An 18,359-nucleotide genomic window follows, 5' to 3' on the forward strand; every position below is an offset into this window, starting at 1 on the left:
CGCCACGGCTTTCGACAGACGTTTCGGTACGCCGCGGAGCGCCCGCCGCGCGGCTTTCCTTTTAACAATCTTTCCGCTAGGATCGAATCAGGTAGGCATCTTTTCAGCATTTCCCCCATTACTAGCGGCATTCCTGGAGACACATCATGCGTGTCAGCGACATCCTCAAGGTAAAGGGCAATACGCTCTACACCGTCACGCCCGACACTGCGCTGAACGAGGCAGTCAACACCATGGCCGAGCACGATATCGGCTCGCTCGTCGTCATGGAGTACGGCGATCTGGTCGGCATGCTCACGTTCCGCGAGATCATCCTCACGCTGCGCGCAAACGGCGGCAGCGTCGGCACCACGACGATCCGCAAGGTCATGGACGATCATCCCATCACCTGCACGCCGGAAACCGAGGTCGACGAAGTGCGCCGCATGATGCTCGAGCACCACGTACGCTACCTGCCGGTCATGGAAAGCCGCTCGCTCATGGGCGTGATCTCGTTCTACGACGTGGCGAAGGCCGTGGTCGAAGCGCAGGGCTTCGAAAACAAGCTGCTCAAGGCGTATATTCGCGACTGGCCCGAAGAGGAGCGTCAGCCGGCGCGCTGAGCGCAGCCCGACTTCGCCCGATTGATCAGTATGGAAAAGCGCGCGTCAGGCGCGCTTTTTCGCGTCTGGGCCCCATGAATTCTGTCAGTGCGATTCCTGTTCGATGAACGATAGACCGATGCCCGCGGCGCAGCGCGACAAGCGTAAAGCGCACCATGAGGGTGACCACGTTTCGCAGTTCGCGCTGCTGCGCCAGCGTCGTTTCGCCCCGTTTTTCTGGACGCAGTTCCTCGGGGCGATGAACGACAACGTCTTCAAGATCGGCTTCACCTCGCTCGTCACCTATCAGGCCGCGCGCTTTTCCGGCGTCGATCCGAAGACGGTCGCGTTCCTCATCTCGGCCATTTTCATCTTGCCGTTCGTGCTATTTTCCGCGACCTCGGGCCAGGTCGCCGACAAGTACGACAAGGCAATGCTCACGCGCTGGGTCAAGACCTTCGAGATCGCGGTCATGCTGGTCGGCGCGGCCGGCTTCTGGATGCACAGCGCGCCGCTGCTGTACGCGTGCACTTTCCTGATGGGCGTGCATTCGACCGTGTTCGGGCCGGTCAAGTACGCGTACCTCCCGCAGCGCCTTGCGCCCGATGAACTGGTTGGCGGCAACGGGCTCGTCGAGATGGGCACGTTCGTCGCGATTTTGCTCGGCACGATCGTCGGGGGCGTGGCGGCGGGTATCGGCGCGATGGATCCCGCGTCGGCGCATGCGGACCTCGGGCCGCCCCTTGGCGCATGGTGGCTCGGCGGCATGTGCATCGTCATCGCGCTCGCGGGGCGCGTGGCGTCGGCCTTCGTGCCGCCGTGCGAGCCGTCGCAGCCGGACCTGCGCATCAACTGGAATCCGGTCTCCGAAACCTGGCGCAACCTGCGCCTCGCGCACGGCAACCGCACCGTGTTCCTGAGCCTGCTCGGCATCTCGTGGCTCTGGTTCGTGGGCGCAACGTTTCTCGCCTCGTTCTTCAATTTCGCGAAGGACGTGATGTCGGCCGACCCCGACGTCGTGACCGTGCTGCTCGCCATGTTTTCACTCGGCATCGGCTCGGGGTCGCTGCTCTGCGAGCGGCTCTCGCGGCGGCGCATCGAGGTGGGCCTCGTGCCGCTCGGCTCGATCGGCATGAGCGTGTTCGGCATCGATCTCTTCTTTGCGAGCCACGCGTTGCCTCCCGCGTCCCATCTGCTTTCGGTGGGCGAATTCCTGCGCATCGCCGCGCATTGGCGCGTGCTCGCCGACCTGTTCCTGCTCGCCATGTTCGGCGGCTTCTACAGCGTGCCGCTCTACGCGTTGATCCAGAGCCGCAGCGCGCCCAGCCACCGCGCGCGCATCATCGCCGCGAACAACATCCTCAATTCGCTCTTCATGATCGTCTCGGCGCTCATGGCGATGGCGCTCACATCCGCGGGCGTCGGCATTCCCGGCATCTTTCTGACCACGGCGCTGCTCAATATCGTCGTGGCGGCCTATATCTACATGCTCGTGCCCGAGTTCCTGCTGCGCTTCGTGGCGTGGGTGCTCGTACATACGGTCTACCGCGTGCGGCTCGTGCATACCGAACGCATACCGGCCGAGGGCGCGGCAGTGCTCGTCTGCAATCACGTGAGCTATGTCGATGCGATCGTCATCATGGCCGAGAGCCCGCGCCCGATCCGCTTCGTGATGGATCAGCAGATCTTCCGCTCGCCGTTCGTCGGCTGGGTGTTCCGCCACGCCAAGGCCATTCCGATTGCGCCCGCGCACGAGGACCCGAATGCGCTCGCCGCTGCCTACGACGCGTGCGCGGCCGCGCTGGCCGAGGGCGACCTCGTCTGCATTTTTCCCGAGGGCAAGCTCACCCGCACCGGGGAGATGAACCCGTTTCGCCACGGCGTGAGCGAAATCTTGCGGCGCTCGCCCGTGCCGGTCGTGCCGATGGCGCTGCGCGGGCTGTGGGGCAGTGCGTTTTCGCGCTTCGCGGGGTCCGGCCAGGAGCGGCCGCTGCGACGCGGTCTGACGAGCCGGTTGACGCTCGCGGTGGGCGAGCCGATCGCGGCGGCGGACGCTACGCTTGAGCGCTTGCAGGAGACGGTGACGGAACTGCGCGGCGCGCGGCGCTGACGCCGGACCATGCGGCGCGGCGCGCACGCGTCGCCCAAACCGGCGTCGCGCCGCCGCTTCTCACCCGGCGCTCGCCCGACAGCCCGACCGCCCGGTCGGGCGTCGCCGCGCGCGGGCTGGCATAATATTGGATTCCCCGATTCACTTTGGACGACCGCCATGTCCGGCAACACGCTCGGTACGCTTTTCACCGTCACCACCTTCGGCGAATCCCACGGCCCGGCCATTGGCTGCGTCATCGACGGCTGCCCGCCCGGCATGGCGCTCACCGAAGCCGACATCCAGATCGACCTGGACCGCCGCCGCCCCGGCACGTCGCGTCACGTGACGCAGCGCCAGGAAGAGGACAAGGTCGAGATTCTCTCGGGCGTGTTCGAAGGGCGCACCACGGGCACGCCCATCGCGCTCCTGATCCGTAATACCGACCAGCGCAGCAAGGACTACGGCAACATCGTCGAGACCTTCCGTCCCGGTCATGCCGACTACACCTACTGGCAGAAGTACGGCATTCGCGATTACCGCGGCGGCGGCCGCTCGTCGGCGCGCCTCACGGCGCCCACGGTCGCGGCGGGCGCCGTGGCGAAGAAGTGGCTGCGCGAGCGCTTCGGCGTGGAAATTCGCGGCTACATGCGCGCGCTTGGCGAGATCGACGTGCCGTTCGTGAGCTGGGAGCACGTGCACGAGAACCCGTTTTTCGTGCCGAACGCCGACGTCGTGCCGCAACTCGAGGACTACATGGATGCGTTGCGCAAGAACGGCGACTCGATCGGCGCGCGCGTGAACGTGGTGGCGAGCGGGGTGCCGGTAGGCTGGGGCGAGCCGCTTTTCGACCGGCTCGATGCCGACATTGCGCACGCCATGATGGGCATCAACGCGGTGAAGGGCGTGGAGATCGGCGCGGGCTTCGCGAGCGTCGCACAGCGCGGCTCGGTGCACGGTGACGAACTCACGCCCAACGGGTTCCACGGTAATCACGCCGGCGGCGTGCTCGGCGGTATTTCGACGGGGCAGGACATTACCGTCTCGATCGCCATCAAGCCGACCTCGAGCATCCGCACGCCGCGGCGCTCGATCGACAAGGCGGGCGATCCCGCAACGGTCGAGACCTTCGGGCGCCACGACCCGTGTGTGGGCATTCGCGCGACGCCGATCGCCGAGGCCATGCTCGCGCTCGTGCTGATCGATCACGCAATGCGCCACCGCGCGCAGAATGCCGACGTCGTCGTGACGACGCCGAAGATCGCGGCCAGCGACGAGTGATGCCGATCGCTGCGACGTGAGCCGCACGCGTTGCGCAGGCAACAAAAAAGCCGCTTCAGGCTCACACCTGAAGCGGCTTTTTTTCGCCTGTCGGACTTACATGTTCGGATAGTTCGGGCCGTCGCCGCCTTCGGGCGTGACCCACACGATGTTCTGCGTCGGGTCCTTGATATCGCAGGTCTTGCAGTGCACGCAGTTCTGCGCGTTGATCTGCAGGCGGTCGCTGCCGTCGTCGTTCTTCATGAACTCGTACACCGCGGCCGGGCAGAAGCGCGCTTCGGGGCCCGCGTAGGTGCGCAGGTTCACGTTCACGGGCACGCTCGCGTCCTTGAGCGTGAGGTGCGCGGGCTGGTTCTCTTCGTGGTTCGTGTTCGAGATGAACACCGAGGAGAGCCGGTCGAACGTGAGCTTGCCGTCGGGCTTCGGATACTCGATCGGCTTGCACTGCGAAGCGGGTTTCAGCATCTCGTGGTCGCGATGCTGGTGATGCAGCGTCCACGGCACGTTGCCGCCCAGCAGCTTCTGCTCGATGCCCACCATCAGCGTGCCCAGGTACAGGCCCTTGCTCATCCACTGCTTGAAGTTGCGCGCCTTGTACAGTTCCGTGTGGAGCCACGACTGCTTGAACGCTTCCGGATAGGCCGCGAGTTCATCGCTCTGGCGGCCTGCCTGCACGGCTTCGAACGCCGCATCGGCGGCCAGCATGCCGGTCTTGATCGCCGCGTGGCTGCCCTTGATGCGCGAGGCGTTCAGGAAGCCCGCATCGTCGCCCACGAGCGCGCCGCCCGGGAACACGAGCTTGGGCAGCGACATCAGGCCGCCTGCCGTGATCGCGCGCGCGCCATACGACACGCGCTTGCCGCCTTCGAGGTACTTGCGGATTTCCGGATGCGTCTTGTAGCGCTGGAACTCCTCGAACGGCGAGAGATACGGGTTCTGGTACGCAAGACCGACGACAAAGCCCACCATCACCTGGTTGTTGTCGATGTGGTACAGGAACGAGCCGCCGTAGGTGTCCGACTCGAGCGGCCAGCCGGCGGTGTGGATCACGAGGCCGGGCTGGTGCTTCGAAGGATCGATCTCCCACAGTTCCTTGATGCCGATGCCGTAGACCTGCGGGTCCGAGTCCTTGCCCAGCTTGAACTTCTCGTTCAGCTGACGGCCCAGGTGCCCGCGGCAGCCTTCGCAGAACAGCGTGTACTTCGCGTGCAGCTCCATGCCGAGCTGGAAGTTTTCGGTGGGCTCGCCGTCCTTGCCGACACCCATGTTGCCGGTGGCGACGCCCTTCACGGAACCGTCGTCGTTGTAGAGCACCTCGGCAGCGGGGAAGCCCGGGAAGATTTCGACGCCCAGGGCTTCGGCCTGCTGGCCCAGCCAGCGCGTGACGTTGGCGAGGCTGATGACGTAGTTGCCGTGGTTCTTGAAGTTGTCGGGCAGCGCCCAGTTCGGCACAGCCGTAGCCCCCGTTTCGGAAAGAAAAAGGAACTTGTCCTCGGTCACGGGCACGTTCAGCGGTGCGCCTTGCTCTTTCCAGTCTGGCATCAGCTCGTTCAGCGCGCGCGGATCCATGACCGCGCCCGAGAGGATATGCGCCCCGATTTCCGAGCCTTTCTCCAGCACGCAGACGCCGATCTCAGCGCCTTTCTCCGCGGCCAGCTGCTTCAGGCGGATCGCGGCAGACAGCCCGGCGGGGCCGCCACCGACGATCACCACGTCGTATTCCATCGACTCGCGTGGGCCGTATTGCTCTAAAAGACTTGCGGGGGTCATCAATGCTCCTCTTGCCATTAGAATGCTTTTTTCGGGATCGTATTGTCGGGTAACGTTCCCCGTGCCGCAACCCAACAGGCTAACATTAGCACGACCGTTCTATTCTGTGGCGTCAGATTTGGCGGGTCGACCCCGTCGCGTTCTGGCGCCTATTTACCTCTGAACAGGAACCGGAAATGGGCCGTTCGATCAATCTGGAAGGCAAGGTCGCGATGATCACGGGGGCCTCCAGCGGGCTCGGCAAGCGCTTCGCCCAGGTGCTCTCGCAGGCGGGCGCAAAGGTCGTGCTGGCGAGCCGCCGCGTGGAGCGGCTCAAGGAGCTGCGCGCCGAAATCGAGGCGAGCGGGGGCGCCGCGCACGTCGTGTCGCTCGACGTGACCGACTACCAGAGCATTCGCTCGGCGGTCGCGCACGCGGAAACCGAGGCGGGGACCATCGACATCCTCGTCAACAACTCGGGCGTCTCCACGACGCAAAAGCTCGCCGACGTCACGCCCGCCGACTTCGAATACGTGTTCGATACCAACACGCGTGGCGCCTTTTTCGTGGCCCAGGAAGTGGCCAAACGGATGATCATGCGCGGCAACGGCGGCGGCCCGAAGCCGGCCTACCGCATCATCAATATCGCTTCGGTGGCGGGGCTGCGTGTGCTGCCGCAAATCGGCCTGTACGCGATCAGCAAGGCCGCGGTCGTCCACATGACGAAGGCGATGGCGCTCGAGTGGGGCCGCCACGGCATCAACGTGAACGCGATCTGCCCGGGCTACATCGACACGGAGATCAACCACCACCACTGGTCGACCGAGCAGGGGCAAAAGCTCGTATCGATGCTGCCGCGCCACCGCGTCGGCAAACCCGAAGACCTGGACGGCCTGCTGCTGCTGCTCGCTGCCGACGAGTCGTCGTTCATCAACGGTTCGATCATCACCGCCGACGACGGCTTCGGGCTCACCTGAACTGAGGCGAGTCCGGCCGGCGCCCGGCATTCTGTTTTCCGCAACAACACGAAGTTGAAGTGCAATGAGTGACTACCACCCCGTATTTGAAATGACCATGCCGATCCGTTGGGGCGACATGGATGCGTTCGGCCATGTGAACAACACGGTCTATTTCCGCTACATGGAGCAGGTGCGCATTTCCTGGTTCGAGCATCTTGGCGTGGCCTCGGAGAGCGGCGACGGACAGGGCCCCGTGATCGTCAATGCTTCGATGGAATTTCTCAAGCAACTGCATTACCCCGGCGACATCGTCTGCACGATGACGGTCGGCCAGCCCGGCCGCAGCAGCTTCGACACCGGTTTCGAACTGCGCCGCGCCGACGAGCCGGACACGCTCTACGCACGCGGGAACGCGCGCTGTGTGTGGATCGACTACGCGGCAGGCAAATCGGTGCCGATTCCCGATATGTTGCGCGCCACCATCGAGCATGCGGGACTGGTGAAGTCCGACCGGATAGGCTGAGCGCCCCGATGTCGCGCGCTGCCCCGCAGTGCGCGGCCCTGGCGTCCTTACTGGCCGAGCAGCCGCTGCAGCAGCTCGGTGGCGTTGCCGGTGTCGTACTTGCGCATGAGGCGCGCGCGATAGACATCCACGGTGCGCGGGCTGATATCGAGCACGCGCCCGATCTGCTTGCTGGTCTTGCCCGTAACGAGCTGCGCGGCGATCTCGCGCTCGCGCGGCGTGAGCTCGATGGCCACGCGGCGCGTCGCGCTCAGGTCTTCAAACGTCCAGACGCCCGCCGCGTGCGGCTCGGCGCGATCGAGCGAGCGCCCCGTGACGTGGCACCAGAAGAGTTCGCCGTTGGCGCGCTTCATGATGCGGTCGTCGGCATAGCTGCCTTGCGCCGTCATGATCGGCGGGATGCGTGCGCCAATGCGCTCGAACTCGTCCGCGGAAGGGTAGAGCACCTGGAACGACTGGCCGATCAGCGCCTCGCGTACGCAGCAGAAGATTGCGGCCACCTGGTCGTTGCAATCGACGATGGTGCGCTCGCGCGCCAGTACAAGGCCGATGGGCGCGAGATGGAACGCGGTCTGGTAGTCGAGCGCGGAGCGTTCGACGGATTGGGTGGGAGCAGCCATGGCGGACGGTGCGGGTATTGCTTTATGTAGTTTTGCGTATTGTGCCGCAACAGGGGGCCAGCGTACGCTTTGCACCCATCGGAGGGGCAGTTTTCCAGGCTCGCGCGGCTCGTTTGGGCCCGTGCGCACGGCCCGGCCGGGCTGCCGGCTTCACGGCAGCGCCGCCGGGGCATGACTAGAATTGAACATCCGGACGCGCCAGACGTCCGCGCGACAAACCGGATTGGCGGATTTCCATTCGAGGAAGGGACACACTGATGAACAAGGTCTATAAAAGCGCGGCTGCCGCGCTCGAGGGCATCGTCAAGGACGGCCAGACATTCGCGGTTGGCGGTTTTGGGCTGTGCGGCATTCCCGAAGCCCTGATCGCCGCACTGCGCGATACGGGCGTGAAGGGCATCACCTGCATCAGCAACAACGCAGGCGTGGACGGCTTCGGCCTCGGCCTGCTGCTGGAGACGCGCCAGATCAAGAAAATGATCTCCTCCTACGTGGGCGAGAACAAGGAATTCGAGCGCCAGTATCTGTCGGGCGAACTCGAACTCGAATTCACGCCGCAAGGCACGCTGGCTGAAAAGCTGCGCGCGGGCGGCGCCGGCATTCCGGCGTTCTTCACGAATACCGGCTTCGGCACGCTGATCGCCGAAGGCAAGGAAACGCGCCAGTTCGGCGACAAGCACTACGTGCTCGAGCATTCGCTCACGGCTGACGTCGCGCTCGTGAAGGCGTGGAAGGCCGACAAGTCGGGTAACCTGGTGTTCCGCCGCACGGCGCGCAACTTCAACCCGATGTGCGCGATGGCGGGCAAGATCACCGTGGCGGAAGTGGAAGAGATCGTCGAGAACGGCGCACTCGATCCGGACGCCGTTCATACGCCGGGCATCTTCGTGCAGCGCATCGTGCTCAACGCGCACCCGGAAAAGCGCATCGAACAACGCACCGTGCGCGCCGCAGCTGGCAAACCCGCGGGCAACTGAGGAAGGAGACCGACCATGGCTTGGAATCGTGACGAAATGGCCGCGCGCGCGGCGAAGGAACTGCAGGACGGCTTCTACGTGAACCTCGGCATCGGGCTGCCCACGCTCGTGGCCAACCATGTACCCGCGGGCATGGAAGTGTGGCTGCAGTCGGAAAACGGCCTGCTCGGCATCGGCCCGTTCCCGACCGAAGACGAAGTGGACGCCGACATGATCAACGCCGGCAAACAGACCGTGACAACGCTGGCGGGCTCGTCGATTTTCTCGTCCGCGGACTCGTTCGCGATGATTCGCGGCGGCCACATCAACCTGGCGATCCTCGGTGCGATGCAGGTGAGCGAGAAGGGCGACCTGGCCAACTGGATGATTCCCGGCAAGATGATCAAGGGCATGGGCGGCGCGATGGACCTCGTGGCGGGCGTCGGCCGCGTGGTCGTGCTGATGGAGCACGTCGCGAAGGGCGACCAGCACAAGATCCTCGAGGCCTGCACCTTGCCGCTGACGGGCGTGGGCGTGGTCGATATCATCATCACCGACCTCGGCGTGATGGAAGTGAGCGATGCGGGTCTGAAGGTGACCGAACTCGCACCGGGCGTCACGATCGACGAGATCAAGGCGAAGACCGGCGCGCCGCTCGACGTGAGCGCCGTGGGCTGAACGTCGTCGCGTAAGCACGATTGGCGGCGGGCGAGACTTCGGTCTCGCCCGTTTCGTTTTTGCGCATGGCTTGCGCACGGTCCGCGTGCGGCTTGACCGACGATGCCGTGCGGCAAAGCCGTTTACAATCGGCCGAAAGCCTTGATGCGCCTTCGAGCGAGGATTCCGCGATGACCGAATCGACCGCAGTGCCGCGCCAGCAATACGTCCAGTGTCTCAGTCCCGCGGGCCTGCACCGCATCGCGTACACCGAGTGGGGCGACCCCGCCAACCCGCGCGTGCTCGTGTGCGTGCATGGACTCACGCGCTCGGGGCGCGACTTCGACCGCTTCGCGGCCGCGATGGCCGACCGGTATCGTGTCGTGTGCCCCGACGTGGCAGGGCGGGGGCTGTCATCGTGGCTGCTCGACCCGCGCGGCTACGGCGTCGCGCAGTATGTGGCCGACATGGTCACGTTGATCGCACGTACCGGCGTGGAGAAGGTGGACTGGTTCGGCACGTCGATGGGCGGCCTGATCGGCATGGCGCTCGCGGGGCTGCCGGGCGCGCCCATCGGCCGCATGCTGCTCAACGACGTCGGGCCGCATATCGAACCCGCGTCGCTCGCGCGCATCGGCGAGTACGTCGGGCAAGGCGGGTCTTTCGCTACGCTCGAGGAAGGCATCGACAACGCGGCGCTTCTCGCGGCCTCGTTCGGTCCGCTGAGTGCCGATGAATGGCGCGAGATCAATACGCCGTTGCTGCATGAAGTGGAAGGCACGTGGCGCTACCGGTACGACCCGCGCATTGCGGAGCCCTTCAAGTCGATCACGCCCGAGCAGAACGAGGAGGGCGAGAAGTTCCTGTGGCGCTCGCTCGCTGCGTTCGAAGGGCCTGTGCTCGTCGTGCGCGGCGCGCTTTCGGACCTGCTTTCGCGTGAAACCGTCGAGAAGATGGTCGCGACCGGGCGCCAGGTATCGAGCGTCGAAATCGAGGGCGTCGGGCACGCGCCGGCCTTCCTCGCGCCCGACCAGATCGCGATCGCGCGCCGTTTCTTCGACGGCGAGGCCCTTCGCGCGTCATAATATGAGATTGGCCGGCATATTCCGGCGCGCGCCGATGCGCACCGGATCGTGCCGGTCCGGAAGTCGACCGTTTTTCACTTCTCAACAGGAATTTTCATGGCAGTCATTCGTCACCACGTTGGCCCGCGTCTCTCGGAAACCGCCATCCACAATGGCACCGTCTACCTGGCTGGCCAGATCGCCGAAGACACGACGCAGGACATCGGCGGCCAGATGCGCGAAGTGCTCGGCCACATCGACCGTCTGCTGGGTGAGGCGAACAGCGACAAGTCGCTGCTGCTCTCGGTGCAGATCTATATCGCCGACATGAAGGATTTCCCCGGCATGAACGCCGAGTGGGACAAGTGGGTTGCGCAAGGCGCGACGCCGCCGCGCGCGACGGTCGAAGCGAAGCTCGCGAATCCGGAATGCCTGGTCGAGATCGTCGTGGTGGCTGCGCAGCGCGATTGAGCGCAGCTGGTTGGATCCTTTTCGTTGTCGCCTGTCCGGCAAGCCGGTGGGCATCGCCTCATGAGTAGCGACACCGTTCCTCCTTCCCCCGCGGTTACCGCCGATCCCGGCGCGCTGCCGTCGCTCGACGACGCGCTTGCGTTCGTGCGCGAGCACGCCGGCGACGCACGTCTTTCCACGGGCGAGCCGCTCATCGAGCATGCGCAGGGCACGGCAGTCATCATGAGCCGGCTCAATGTCGACCCGCCTGCGGTGCTTGCCGCGGCGCTCTTCAATCTCGCGCCGCATCTCGACGATCCGGAAGGCGCGCTCGAAGCGCGCTTCGGCGCGGAAGTCGCGAAGCTCGTGTTCGACGTGCGCAAGCTCTTGCGGCTCGGCACCGTGAGCCTGCGCGCGGCGCAGCACGCCGTGCCCGAAGCGGGTCGCGAAAGTCGCGACGCCCAGGCGGCGCGGCGCGCGCAGGTCGAGTCGCTGCGCAAGATGCTGCTCGCGTTCGCGCAGGACATTCGCGTCGTGCTGATCCGACTCGCGTCGCGTTTGCAGTCGCTGCGCTTTTATGCGGCGGCGAAGATCAAGCCGGCGCCCGAGATCGCGCACGAGACGCTCGAAATCTACGCACCGCTCGCCAACCGCCTCGGCATCTGGCAACTGAAGTGGGAACTCGAAGACCTCGCGTTCCGCTTCCAGGAGCCCGATACCTACAAGCGCATCGCAAAGCTGCTCGACGAAAAGCGCGTGGAGCGCGAGAGCTACGTGTCCGAGGCGATCGCGCGGCTGCAGAGCGAGCTTGCCGCGGCGCATATCCAGGCCGAGGTGAGCGGGCGGCCCAAGCACATCTACAGCATCTGGAAGAAGATGCGCGGCAAGGAGATCGACTTCTCCGAGCTTTACGACGTGCGCGCGTTCCGCGTGATCGTGCCCGACATCAAGGATTGCTACACGGTGCTCGGCATCGTGCACAACCTCTGGCAGCCGGTGCCGAGGGAATTCGACGACTACATCTCGCGGCCCAAGCCCAACGGTTATCGCTCGCTGCATACGGTCGTGATCGGCGACGACGGCCGCGCGTTCGAAGTGCAGATCCGCACGCACGAGATGCATCAGTTCGCCGAATACGGCGTGGCCGCGCACTGGCGCTACAAGGAAGCCGGTGCGAAGGGCTACGGCGGCCAGTTCAGCGCGAGCAGCAGCTACGACGAGAAGATCGCGTGGCTGCGCCAGCTGCTCGCCTGGAAGGACGATGTGTCGGATGGGCGCCAGCCGTGGGAGCAGTTGCGCCAGGCCACCCTCGACGACGACCACATCTACGTCCTCACGCCCCAGGCGCGCGTGATCGCGCTGCCGCAGGGCGCAACGCCGCTCGACTTCGCCTATCACTTGCACAGCGAACTGGGCCATCGCTGCCGCGGCGCGCGCGTGGACGGCGCGATGGTGCCGCTCAATACCCAGCTGCGCAACGGCCAGACGGTCGAAATCGTCTCGGTGAAAGAGGGCGGCCCGTCGCGGGACTGGCTCAATCCGCAGCTCGGTTATCTCCAGAGCCCGCGTGCGCGCCAGAAGGTCCGCGCGTGGTTCAACGCGATCGAGGCGCAGGAAAACATCGCCAACGGCCGCGCGATGGTGGAAAAGACGCTGCAGCGCGAGGGCCGCACGTCGGTCAGTCTCGATCAGCTCGCGGCCAAGCTGGGCTTCAAGTCGCCCGACGATCTCTTCAGCGTGGTCGGCAAGGAAGAGTTCAGCCTGCGCAACGTCGAGCACGCGCTGCACGACGCGCCCGCGGCCGAGCCCGAAGAGGAGACGCCCGAGCAGCTCACCAAGCGCGCGAGCGGCGCGAACGTCGCGCATGGCGGATCGTCGGGCGTGCTGGTGGTGGGCGTGGACGCGCTCCTTACGCAGCTCGCGCGCTGCTGCCGGCCCGCGCCGCCCGACGCGATCAGCGGTTTCGTCACGCGCGGCAAGGGCATGTCGATCCATCGCAGCGACTGCCCGACCTTCCGGCGCATGGCCGCCCGCGCGCCCGAGCGCGTGCTGCACACCACGTGGTCCGCCGACGTGATGGGCGGGCGCGGTCAGTCGGTCTACCCGGTCGATATCTCGATCGAGGCCACCGACCGCCAGGGTTTGCTGCGCGACATCTCCGAAGTGTTCGCGCGCGAGAAGATGAACGTGATCGGCGTGAAGACGCAGTCTCGCCGCAATGCGGCGTACATGCAGTTCACGGTGGAAGTGTCGAGTTCGGCGCAGATCCAGCGCGCCTGCGTGCTGCTCGGCGAGGTGGGCGGGGTGCAGCGGGCGTCGCGCAGGGGCTGAGGCGGCCAGACGAGGCAGGCAAAGATTGCCGCACTGCAAAAAATGCTTGCCAAGTCTGCGGCTACTTCATATAATCTTCCTTCTTCAGGCTCGTAGCTCAGCTGGTTAGAGCACCACCTTGACATGGTGGGGGTCGTTGGTTCGAGTCCAATCGAGCCTACCAACGAAATCGAATCCCTGGCTTTGCCGGGGGCTCAAGGCAGTAAATGCACACAGCGCGCTGCGCCTGCAAAGGAAGCAGCCATAAGGCGAATACGGTTATGACACCGCGAACGTTTACCGAAACTACTTCGGAGCGACGCTAGTCGAGGACCTCTTTCGCCTCTGCAGTCAGGTTTGAAAAGTGAATGCGGCCCCTCGAAAGCGGGGCCGCATTTTTTTTCGCTGCGAAGTTTTCCGCGGTCTGTTCCCCACGAACAATACGATGTGCCTGCGCGGCACTTCTGGAGAAAAACATGGTTGCGATACGTCTGCCCGACGGTTCGGTTCGACAGTACGATCATCCCGTCACGGTCGCCGAAGTGGCGGCTTCGATTGGCCCCGGCCTCGCCAAGGCGGCGCTCGGCGGCAAGCTCGACGGCGAACTGGTCGATACGTCGACGCTGATCGATCGCGACGCATCGCTCGCCATCGTCACGGACAAGGACGCCGACGGCCTCGACATCATCCGTCACTCGACGGCGCACTTGCTCGCCTACGCGGTGAAGGAGCTGTATCCGGAAGCGCAGGTCACGATCGGACCGGTCATCGACAACGGTTTCTATTACGACTTCGCCTACAACCGCCCCTTCACGCCCGAAGATCTCGAGAAGATCGAAAAGCGCATGCAGGAACTCTCGAAGAAGGACGAGCCGGTGTCGCGCCGCGTCGTCACGCGCGGCGAAGCCGTGGACTACTTCAAGAGCATCGGCGAGAAGTACAAGGCCGAGATCATCGAGTCGATTCCGGGCGACCAGGAAATCAAGCTGTACTCGCACGGCGGCTTCACGGACCTGTGCCGCGGCCCGCACGTGCCGTCCACGGGCAAACTGAAGGTCTTCAAGCTCATGAAGGTCGCGGGCGCCTACTGGCGCGGCGACTCGAAGAACGAGCAGCTGCAGCGCATCTACGGCACGGCCTGGACGAAGAAGGAAGACCAGGATCAGTACCTCCACATGCTCGAAGAGGCCGAAAAGCGTGACCACCGCAAGCTCGGCAAGCAGCTCGACCTGTTCCACATGCAGGACGAGTCGCCGGGCATGGTGTTCTGGCACCCGAAGGGCTGGACGCTCTGGCAGCAGGTCGAGCAGTACCTGCGCGGCCGCCTGCGCCTGGCCGGCTACGACGAAATCAAGACGCCGATGATCATGGACCGTTCGCTCTGGGAAGCGTCGGGTCACTGGCAGAACTATCGTGAAAACATGTTCACGACGGAGTCGGAAAAGCGCGACTACGCGATCAAGCCGATGAACTGCCCGGGCCACGTCCAGGTGTTCAACCATGGCCTGCGCTCGTACCGCGATCTGCCCCTGCGCTACGCGGAGTTCGGCTCGTGCCACCGCAACGAGGCGTCGGGCGCGCTGCACGGCCTCATGCGCGTGCGCGGCTTCGTCCAGGACGATGCGCACATCTTCTGTACGGAAGATCAGATCATCAGCGAGTCGATCGCCTTCAACACGCTGGCGATGAGCATTTACAAGGATTTCGGGTTCGATCACATCGACATCAAGCTCTCGCTGCGCCCGGATTCGCGCGCGGGGACGGATGAGACGTGGGATCGCGCCGAGCAGGGCCTGCGCGAGGCGCTCACGGCCTGCGGTCTGCAGTGGGAAGAACTGCCGGGCGAGGGCGCGTTCTACGGTCCGAAGGTCGAGTACCACATCAAGGACGCGCTCGGCCGCTCGTGGCAGTGCGGCACGCTGCAGCTGGACATGGTCCTGCCGGAGCGCCTTGGCGCCGAGTACGTGGCCGAGGACAACAGCCGCCGCCGCCCGATCATGCTGCACCGGGCCATCCTCGGTTCGATGGAGCGCTTCCTCGGGATTCTGATCGAGCACCATGCCGGCGCGATGCCGCCGTGGCTCGCTCCGGTGCAGGCCGTTGTGATGAATATCGCGGAAAGTCAGGCCGAATATGCCGCGAATCTGGTCCAATCGTTGCAAAAACAAGGGCTTAGAGTGGTGGCCGATTTGCGCAACGAGAAAATTAGCTATAAAATACGCGAGCACACGCTTGAGAAGGTCCCCTACCTGCTTGTCGTCGGCGACAAGGAGCGTGAAGCACAAACGGTAGCCGTGCGTGCCCGTGGCGGCGTCGATCTGGGTGTCATGCCCGTCGATGCCTTTACAGCGCGTCTTGCGGAAGACATCAAGACGTTCAGGTAAGCCACTGCGGCAGCGCGGCTCGTTTTTTTAATTTTTAGAGGAAACGTAACATCGCTACGGATAAGTCGCATCGCATCAACGGTGAAATCACTGCACCCGAGGTGCGTCTCGTCGGAATCGAGAACGAGCCGCTCGGCATCGTAAAACTGGCCGATGCGTTCCGCATGTCGGAACAGCAGGACGTCGATCTGGTTGAAATTGCCCCGCAGGCGGTGCCTCCCGTGTGCCGCCTCATGGACTACGGCAAGTTCAAGTACCAGGAATCGAAGAAGCAGCACGAGGCCAAGCTCAAGCAGAAGGTCATCCAGGTCAAGGAAGTCAAATTCCGCCCGGGTACAGACGATGGCGATTACAACGTCAAGCTGCGTAATCTCATCCGCTTCCTCGACGATGGCGACAAAACGAAGATCACGTTGCGTTTCCGGGGCCGCGAAATGGCCCACCAGGAAATCGGTATGCGTATGCTCGAGCGCCTGCGCACCGACCTCGAAGAAGTCGGTCAGGTCGAGCAAATGCCGAAGATGGAAGGGCGCCAGATGATCATGGTGCTCTCGCCCAAGAAGAAGAAGTAACTGGCGTGCCGCGCGGTTCGACCTGCGCGGCGGTCAACATGCAGTTTTCAATGACGTCTTCGGCGCCCAGGCGCAGGAGGCGGCAAGCAGGTTCCGGAACGGCGCCCGCGCGCTGCACGTGAAGTGCGGCAAACGGGCGTTTTTCCTGGAAGCGGCGGCGAGCTTGTTTTTCAAAAGCCAGCCAGTCGCCAAAACAAGTGGAGTGGGTTTCGAAGGGCGGAGTCCCGGCAAGGTGTGTGAACACTGCGCCAACCGCACACCCATGTCCATCAAATAATGGAGTTGTCTGTCATGCCGAAGATGAAGACCAAGAAGAGCGCTGCAAAGCGCTTCGTGGTTCGTCCGGGCGGTACCGTCAAGCGCGGTCAAGCCTTCAAGCGTCACATCCTGACCAAGAAGACCACCAAGAACAAGCGTCATCTGCGTGGTGCAACGGCCGTTCATGATTCCGATCTGAACTCCGTGCGCGCAATGCTGCCGTTCGCGTAATCCTCAACCGATAACTCATAGGAGCGAAACATGCCTCGAGTCAAACGTGGGGTTACCGCACGGGCCCGCCACAAGAAGATCATCAACCTGGCCAAGGGTTACCGCGGCCGTCGCAATAACGTCTATCGCATCGCCAAGCAGGCGGTCATGCGCGCAGGCCAGTACGCCTACCGCGATCGCCGCAACAAGAAGCGTGTGTTCCGCGCACTGTGGATCACGCGTATCAACGCGGCGGTGCGTCAGCACGACATGACCTACAGCGTGTTCATCAACGGCCTGAAGAAGGCTTCGATCGAACTCGACCGCAAGGTTCTGGCTGACATGGCTGTGTTCGACAAGGCTGCATTTGCTGCGATCGTCAAGCAGGTGAAGGCCGCCGTCGCTGCCTGATAGCAGGTATTGCGCAGGTTCGTTGCAGCAGACATTCCGGTAGTCTCGGTGATGCTGCAACAAAAACGGGGCTCCTCACCGAGCCCCGTTTTTGTTGGTAATTACGCTTCTTGCGCCGCTTCATGGAGTGTCTTCGCGCCGTCATTGCCAGGCGTCATCATGGCGTGCCGTGAGCGCGGAGAGGCTCCAAGTCTCAAACTCTGACGCTGAAAAGATGGGATCAATGGATCTGGACCAGATTGTCGCCGACGCGCAAAGCGCGTTCGCCTCCGCCCCCGACGTCAACACGCTTGAAAACGAAAAGGCCCGCTTTCTCGGCAAGTCCGGCGCGCTGACCGAACTGCTCAAGGGTCTCGGCAAGCTCGACGCGGAAACGCGCAAGACCGAAGGCGCGCGCATCAACGCCGTCAAGCAGCAAGTGGAAGCCGCGCTCACCGCGCGCCGCCAGGCGCTCGCGGACGCGCTCCTGAACCAGCGTCTCGCCGCCGAGGCGATCGACGTCACGCTGCCGGGCCGCGGCACGGGCACGGGCAGCCTGCACCCCGTGATGCAGACGTGGGAACGCGTCGAGCGCATTTTCGGCTCGATCGGCTTCGACGTGGCCGACGGTCCGGAGATCGAAACCGACTGGTACAACTTCACCTCGCTCAACAGCCCGGAGAACCATCCGGCGCGCTCCATGCAGGACACGTTCTACGTGGACGGCAAGGACGCCGATGGCCGTCAGCTTTTGTTGCGCACGCACACGAGTCCGATGCAGGTGCGCTACGCGCGCACGCACACGCCGCCCATCAAGGTGATCGTGCCGGGTCGCACGTATCGCGTGGACAGCGACGCCACGCACTCGCCGATGTTCAATCAGGTCGAAGGCCTGTGGATCGAAGAGAACATCAGCTTCGCAGACCTGAAGGGTGTCTACACGGACTTCCTCAAGAAGTTCTTCGAACGTGACGACATTCAGGTGCGCTTCCGTCCGTCGTACTTCCCGTTCACGGAGCCGTCGGCCGAAATCGACATGATGTTCGAGCAAGGCAAGAACGCCGGCAAGTGGCTCGAGATCTCGGGCTCGGGCCAGGTGCATCCGACCGTGATCCGCAACATGGGCCTCGACCCGGAGCGCTACATCGGCTTTGCGTTCGGCAGCGGCCTCGAACGCCTGACGATGCTGCGCTATGGCGTGCAGGACCTGCGCCTGTTCTTCGAAGGCGATCTGCGCTTTTTGCGTCAGTTCGCGTAGAGCGGCGACGCATTCGCTTGCAGTGCGCGAGGCGGACGCAGCACCTGA

General features: G+C 64.2%; 17 protein-coding genes and 1 tRNA gene. 16 read left to right on the forward strand and 2 right to left on the reverse strand.

Annotated elements, in window-relative coordinates:
* The first annotated feature begins 146 nt into the window (after positions 1 to 146).
* The 3 genes from AB3X98_RS12320 (at position 147) to aroC (ending at position 3,951) form a co-directional block, all read left to right on the forward strand.
* The gene (locus AB3X98_RS12320) at positions 147 to 602 is read left to right on the forward strand and encodes a CBS domain-containing protein (RefSeq protein ID WP_069268653.1); all 456 of its coding nucleotides are present in this window, start codon (positions 147 to 149) and stop codon (positions 600 to 602) included.
* A gap of 103 nt (positions 603 to 705) precedes the next feature.
* Positions 706 to 2,691, forward strand: coding sequence for an MFS transporter (locus AB3X98_RS12325; RefSeq protein ID WP_368606168.1), 1,986 nt, complete (start codon positions 706 to 708; stop codon positions 2,689 to 2,691).
* A gap of 159 nt (positions 2,692 to 2,850) precedes the next feature.
* Positions 2,851 to 3,951: a chorismate synthase gene (gene aroC / locus AB3X98_RS12330; protein WP_368606169.1), complete on the forward strand. Its 1,101-nt coding sequence runs from the start codon at positions 2,851 to 2,853 to the stop codon at positions 3,949 to 3,951.
* Between the two features lie 96 nt (positions 3,952 to 4,047).
* Here the strand turns inward: aroC and AB3X98_RS12335 are convergent, their stop codons facing one another.
* A complete protein-coding gene (locus tag AB3X98_RS12335; protein WP_368610253.1) occupies positions 4,048 to 5,721 on the reverse strand; it encodes an electron transfer flavoprotein-ubiquinone oxidoreductase in 1,674 nt (557 codons plus the stop codon).
* Positions 5,722 to 5,897: 176 nt separating this feature from the next.
* Here AB3X98_RS12335 and AB3X98_RS12340 point away from each other — a divergent pair, with 176 nt between their 5' ends.
* Both AB3X98_RS12340 and AB3X98_RS12345 read left to right on the forward strand, forming a co-directional pair.
* Positions 5,898 to 6,677: an SDR family oxidoreductase gene (locus AB3X98_RS12340; protein ID WP_028204260.1), complete on the forward strand. Its 780-nt coding sequence runs from the start codon at positions 5,898 to 5,900 to the stop codon at positions 6,675 to 6,677.
* Positions 6,678 to 6,741: 64 nt separating this feature from the next.
* Positions 6,742 to 7,182 (forward strand): thioesterase family protein, encoded by a 441-nt coding sequence (locus tag AB3X98_RS12345; protein WP_069268196.1) that lies wholly within the window; start codon positions 6,742 to 6,744, stop codon positions 7,180 to 7,182.
* A 47-nt stretch (positions 7,183 to 7,229) separates the two neighbouring features.
* Here AB3X98_RS12345 and AB3X98_RS12350 read toward each other — a convergent pair whose 3' ends face one another.
* Positions 7,230 to 7,802 carry a LuxR C-terminal-related transcriptional regulator gene (locus AB3X98_RS12350; RefSeq protein WP_069268195.1) on the reverse strand — a complete coding sequence of 191 codons (573 nt, stop codon included), beginning with the start codon at positions 7,800 to 7,802 and terminating at the stop codon, positions 7,230 to 7,232.
* A 257-nt stretch (positions 7,803 to 8,059) separates the two neighbouring features.
* Between AB3X98_RS12350 and AB3X98_RS12355 the strand changes: the two genes are divergently transcribed.
* The 11 genes from AB3X98_RS12355 to pheS all read left to right on the forward strand — a co-directional run bounded on the left by AB3X98_RS12355 (position 8,060) and on the right by pheS (position 18,311).
* Positions 8,060 to 8,779: a CoA transferase subunit A gene (locus AB3X98_RS12355; protein ID WP_069268194.1), complete on the forward strand. Its 720-nt coding sequence runs from the start codon at positions 8,060 to 8,062 to the stop codon at positions 8,777 to 8,779.
* Positions 8,780 to 8,794: 15 nt separating this feature from the next.
* Positions 8,795 to 9,436, forward strand: a complete 642-nt coding sequence (locus AB3X98_RS12360) for a CoA transferase subunit B (RefSeq protein ID WP_368605882.1) — start codon at positions 8,795 to 8,797, stop codon at positions 9,434 to 9,436.
* A 170-nt stretch (positions 9,437 to 9,606) separates the two neighbouring features.
* Entirely contained in the window at positions 9,607 to 10,500 is an 894-nt protein-coding gene (locus AB3X98_RS12365; RefSeq protein WP_368605883.1) for an alpha/beta fold hydrolase, read from the forward strand.
* 96 nt (positions 10,501 to 10,596) lie between these two features.
* Positions 10,597 to 10,950, forward strand: coding sequence for a RidA family protein (locus AB3X98_RS12370; protein WP_069268191.1), 354 nt, complete (start codon positions 10,597 to 10,599; stop codon positions 10,948 to 10,950).
* Positions 10,951 to 11,010: 60 nt separating this feature from the next.
* On the forward strand, positions 11,011 to 13,260 hold the full coding sequence (locus AB3X98_RS12375) for a bifunctional (p)ppGpp synthetase/guanosine-3',5'-bis(diphosphate) 3'-pyrophosphohydrolase (RefSeq protein ID WP_342945945.1): 2,250 nt from the start codon (positions 11,011 to 11,013) through the stop codon (positions 13,258 to 13,260).
* Between the two features lie 86 nt (positions 13,261 to 13,346).
* Positions 13,347 to 13,423: transfer RNA gene (locus AB3X98_RS12380), tRNA-Val, on the forward strand.
* Positions 13,424 to 13,715: 292 nt separating this feature from the next.
* Positions 13,716 to 15,623: a threonine--tRNA ligase gene (thrS, locus tag AB3X98_RS12385; RefSeq protein WP_368605884.1), complete on the forward strand. Its 1,908-nt coding sequence runs from the start codon at positions 13,716 to 13,718 to the stop codon at positions 15,621 to 15,623.
* Positions 15,624 to 15,673: 50 nt separating this feature from the next.
* A complete protein-coding gene (gene infC / locus AB3X98_RS12390) occupies positions 15,674 to 16,195 on the forward strand; it encodes a translation initiation factor IF-3 (RefSeq protein WP_083245567.1) in 522 nt (173 codons plus the stop codon).
* Between the two features lie 291 nt (positions 16,196 to 16,486).
* Positions 16,487 to 16,684 carry a 50S ribosomal protein L35 gene (gene rpmI / locus AB3X98_RS12395; protein ID WP_004191477.1) on the forward strand — a complete coding sequence of 66 codons (198 nt, stop codon included), beginning with the start codon at positions 16,487 to 16,489 and terminating at the stop codon, positions 16,682 to 16,684.
* A gap of 30 nt (positions 16,685 to 16,714) precedes the next feature.
* Positions 16,715 to 17,074 carry a 50S ribosomal protein L20 gene (rplT, locus tag AB3X98_RS12400; protein WP_004192938.1) on the forward strand — a complete coding sequence of 120 codons (360 nt, stop codon included), beginning with the start codon at positions 16,715 to 16,717 and terminating at the stop codon, positions 17,072 to 17,074.
* A 223-nt stretch (positions 17,075 to 17,297) separates the two neighbouring features.
* On the forward strand, positions 17,298 to 18,311 hold the full coding sequence (pheS, locus tag AB3X98_RS12405; protein WP_069268188.1) for a phenylalanine--tRNA ligase subunit alpha: 1,014 nt from the start codon (positions 17,298 to 17,300) through the stop codon (positions 18,309 to 18,311).
* Positions 18,312 to 18,359: the final 48 nt, after the last annotated feature.

This window comes from Paraburkholderia sp. BR14312 (genome assembly GCF_040948675.1).
Classification (GTDB): domain Bacteria; phylum Pseudomonadota; class Gammaproteobacteria; order Burkholderiales; family Burkholderiaceae; genus Paraburkholderia; species Paraburkholderia nodosa_A.

Excerpts from the sequence above, each read along its gene's own strand:
- AB3X98_RS12320 (WP_069268653.1), top strand. The coding sequence starts at position 147 with ATGCGTGTCAGCGACATCCTCAAGGTAAAGGGCAATACGCTCTACACC.
- AB3X98_RS12325 (WP_368606168.1), top strand. The coding sequence starts at position 706 with ATGAACGATAGACCGATGCCCGCGGCGCAGCGCGACAAGCGTAAAGCG.
- aroC (WP_368606169.1), top strand. The coding sequence starts at position 2,851 with ATGTCCGGCAACACGCTCGGTACGCTTTTCACCGTCACCACCTTCGGC.
- AB3X98_RS12335 (WP_368610253.1), bottom strand. The coding sequence starts at position 5,721 with ATGACCCCCGCAAGTCTTTTAGAGCAATACGGCCCACGCGAGTCGATG.
- AB3X98_RS12340 (WP_028204260.1), top strand. The coding sequence starts at position 5,898 with ATGGGCCGTTCGATCAATCTGGAAGGCAAGGTCGCGATGATCACGGGG.
- AB3X98_RS12345 (WP_069268196.1), top strand. The coding sequence starts at position 6,742 with ATGAGTGACTACCACCCCGTATTTGAAATGACCATGCCGATCCGTTGG.
- AB3X98_RS12350 (WP_069268195.1), bottom strand. The coding sequence starts at position 7,802 with ATGGCTGCTCCCACCCAATCCGTCGAACGCTCCGCGCTCGACTACCAG.
- AB3X98_RS12355 (WP_069268194.1), top strand. The coding sequence starts at position 8,060 with ATGAACAAGGTCTATAAAAGCGCGGCTGCCGCGCTCGAGGGCATCGTC.
- AB3X98_RS12360 (WP_368605882.1), top strand. The coding sequence starts at position 8,795 with ATGGCTTGGAATCGTGACGAAATGGCCGCGCGCGCGGCGAAGGAACTG.
- AB3X98_RS12365 (WP_368605883.1), top strand. The coding sequence starts at position 9,607 with ATGACCGAATCGACCGCAGTGCCGCGCCAGCAATACGTCCAGTGTCTC.
- AB3X98_RS12370 (WP_069268191.1), top strand. The coding sequence starts at position 10,597 with ATGGCAGTCATTCGTCACCACGTTGGCCCGCGTCTCTCGGAAACCGCC.
- AB3X98_RS12375 (WP_342945945.1), top strand. The coding sequence starts at position 11,011 with ATGAGTAGCGACACCGTTCCTCCTTCCCCCGCGGTTACCGCCGATCCC.
- thrS (WP_368605884.1), top strand. The coding sequence starts at position 13,716 with ATGGTTGCGATACGTCTGCCCGACGGTTCGGTTCGACAGTACGATCAT.
- rpmI (WP_004191477.1), top strand. The coding sequence starts at position 16,487 with ATGCCGAAGATGAAGACCAAGAAGAGCGCTGCAAAGCGCTTCGTGGTT.
- rplT (WP_004192938.1), top strand. The coding sequence starts at position 16,715 with ATGCCTCGAGTCAAACGTGGGGTTACCGCACGGGCCCGCCACAAGAAG.
- pheS (WP_069268188.1), top strand. The coding sequence starts at position 17,298 with ATGGATCTGGACCAGATTGTCGCCGACGCGCAAAGCGCGTTCGCCTCC.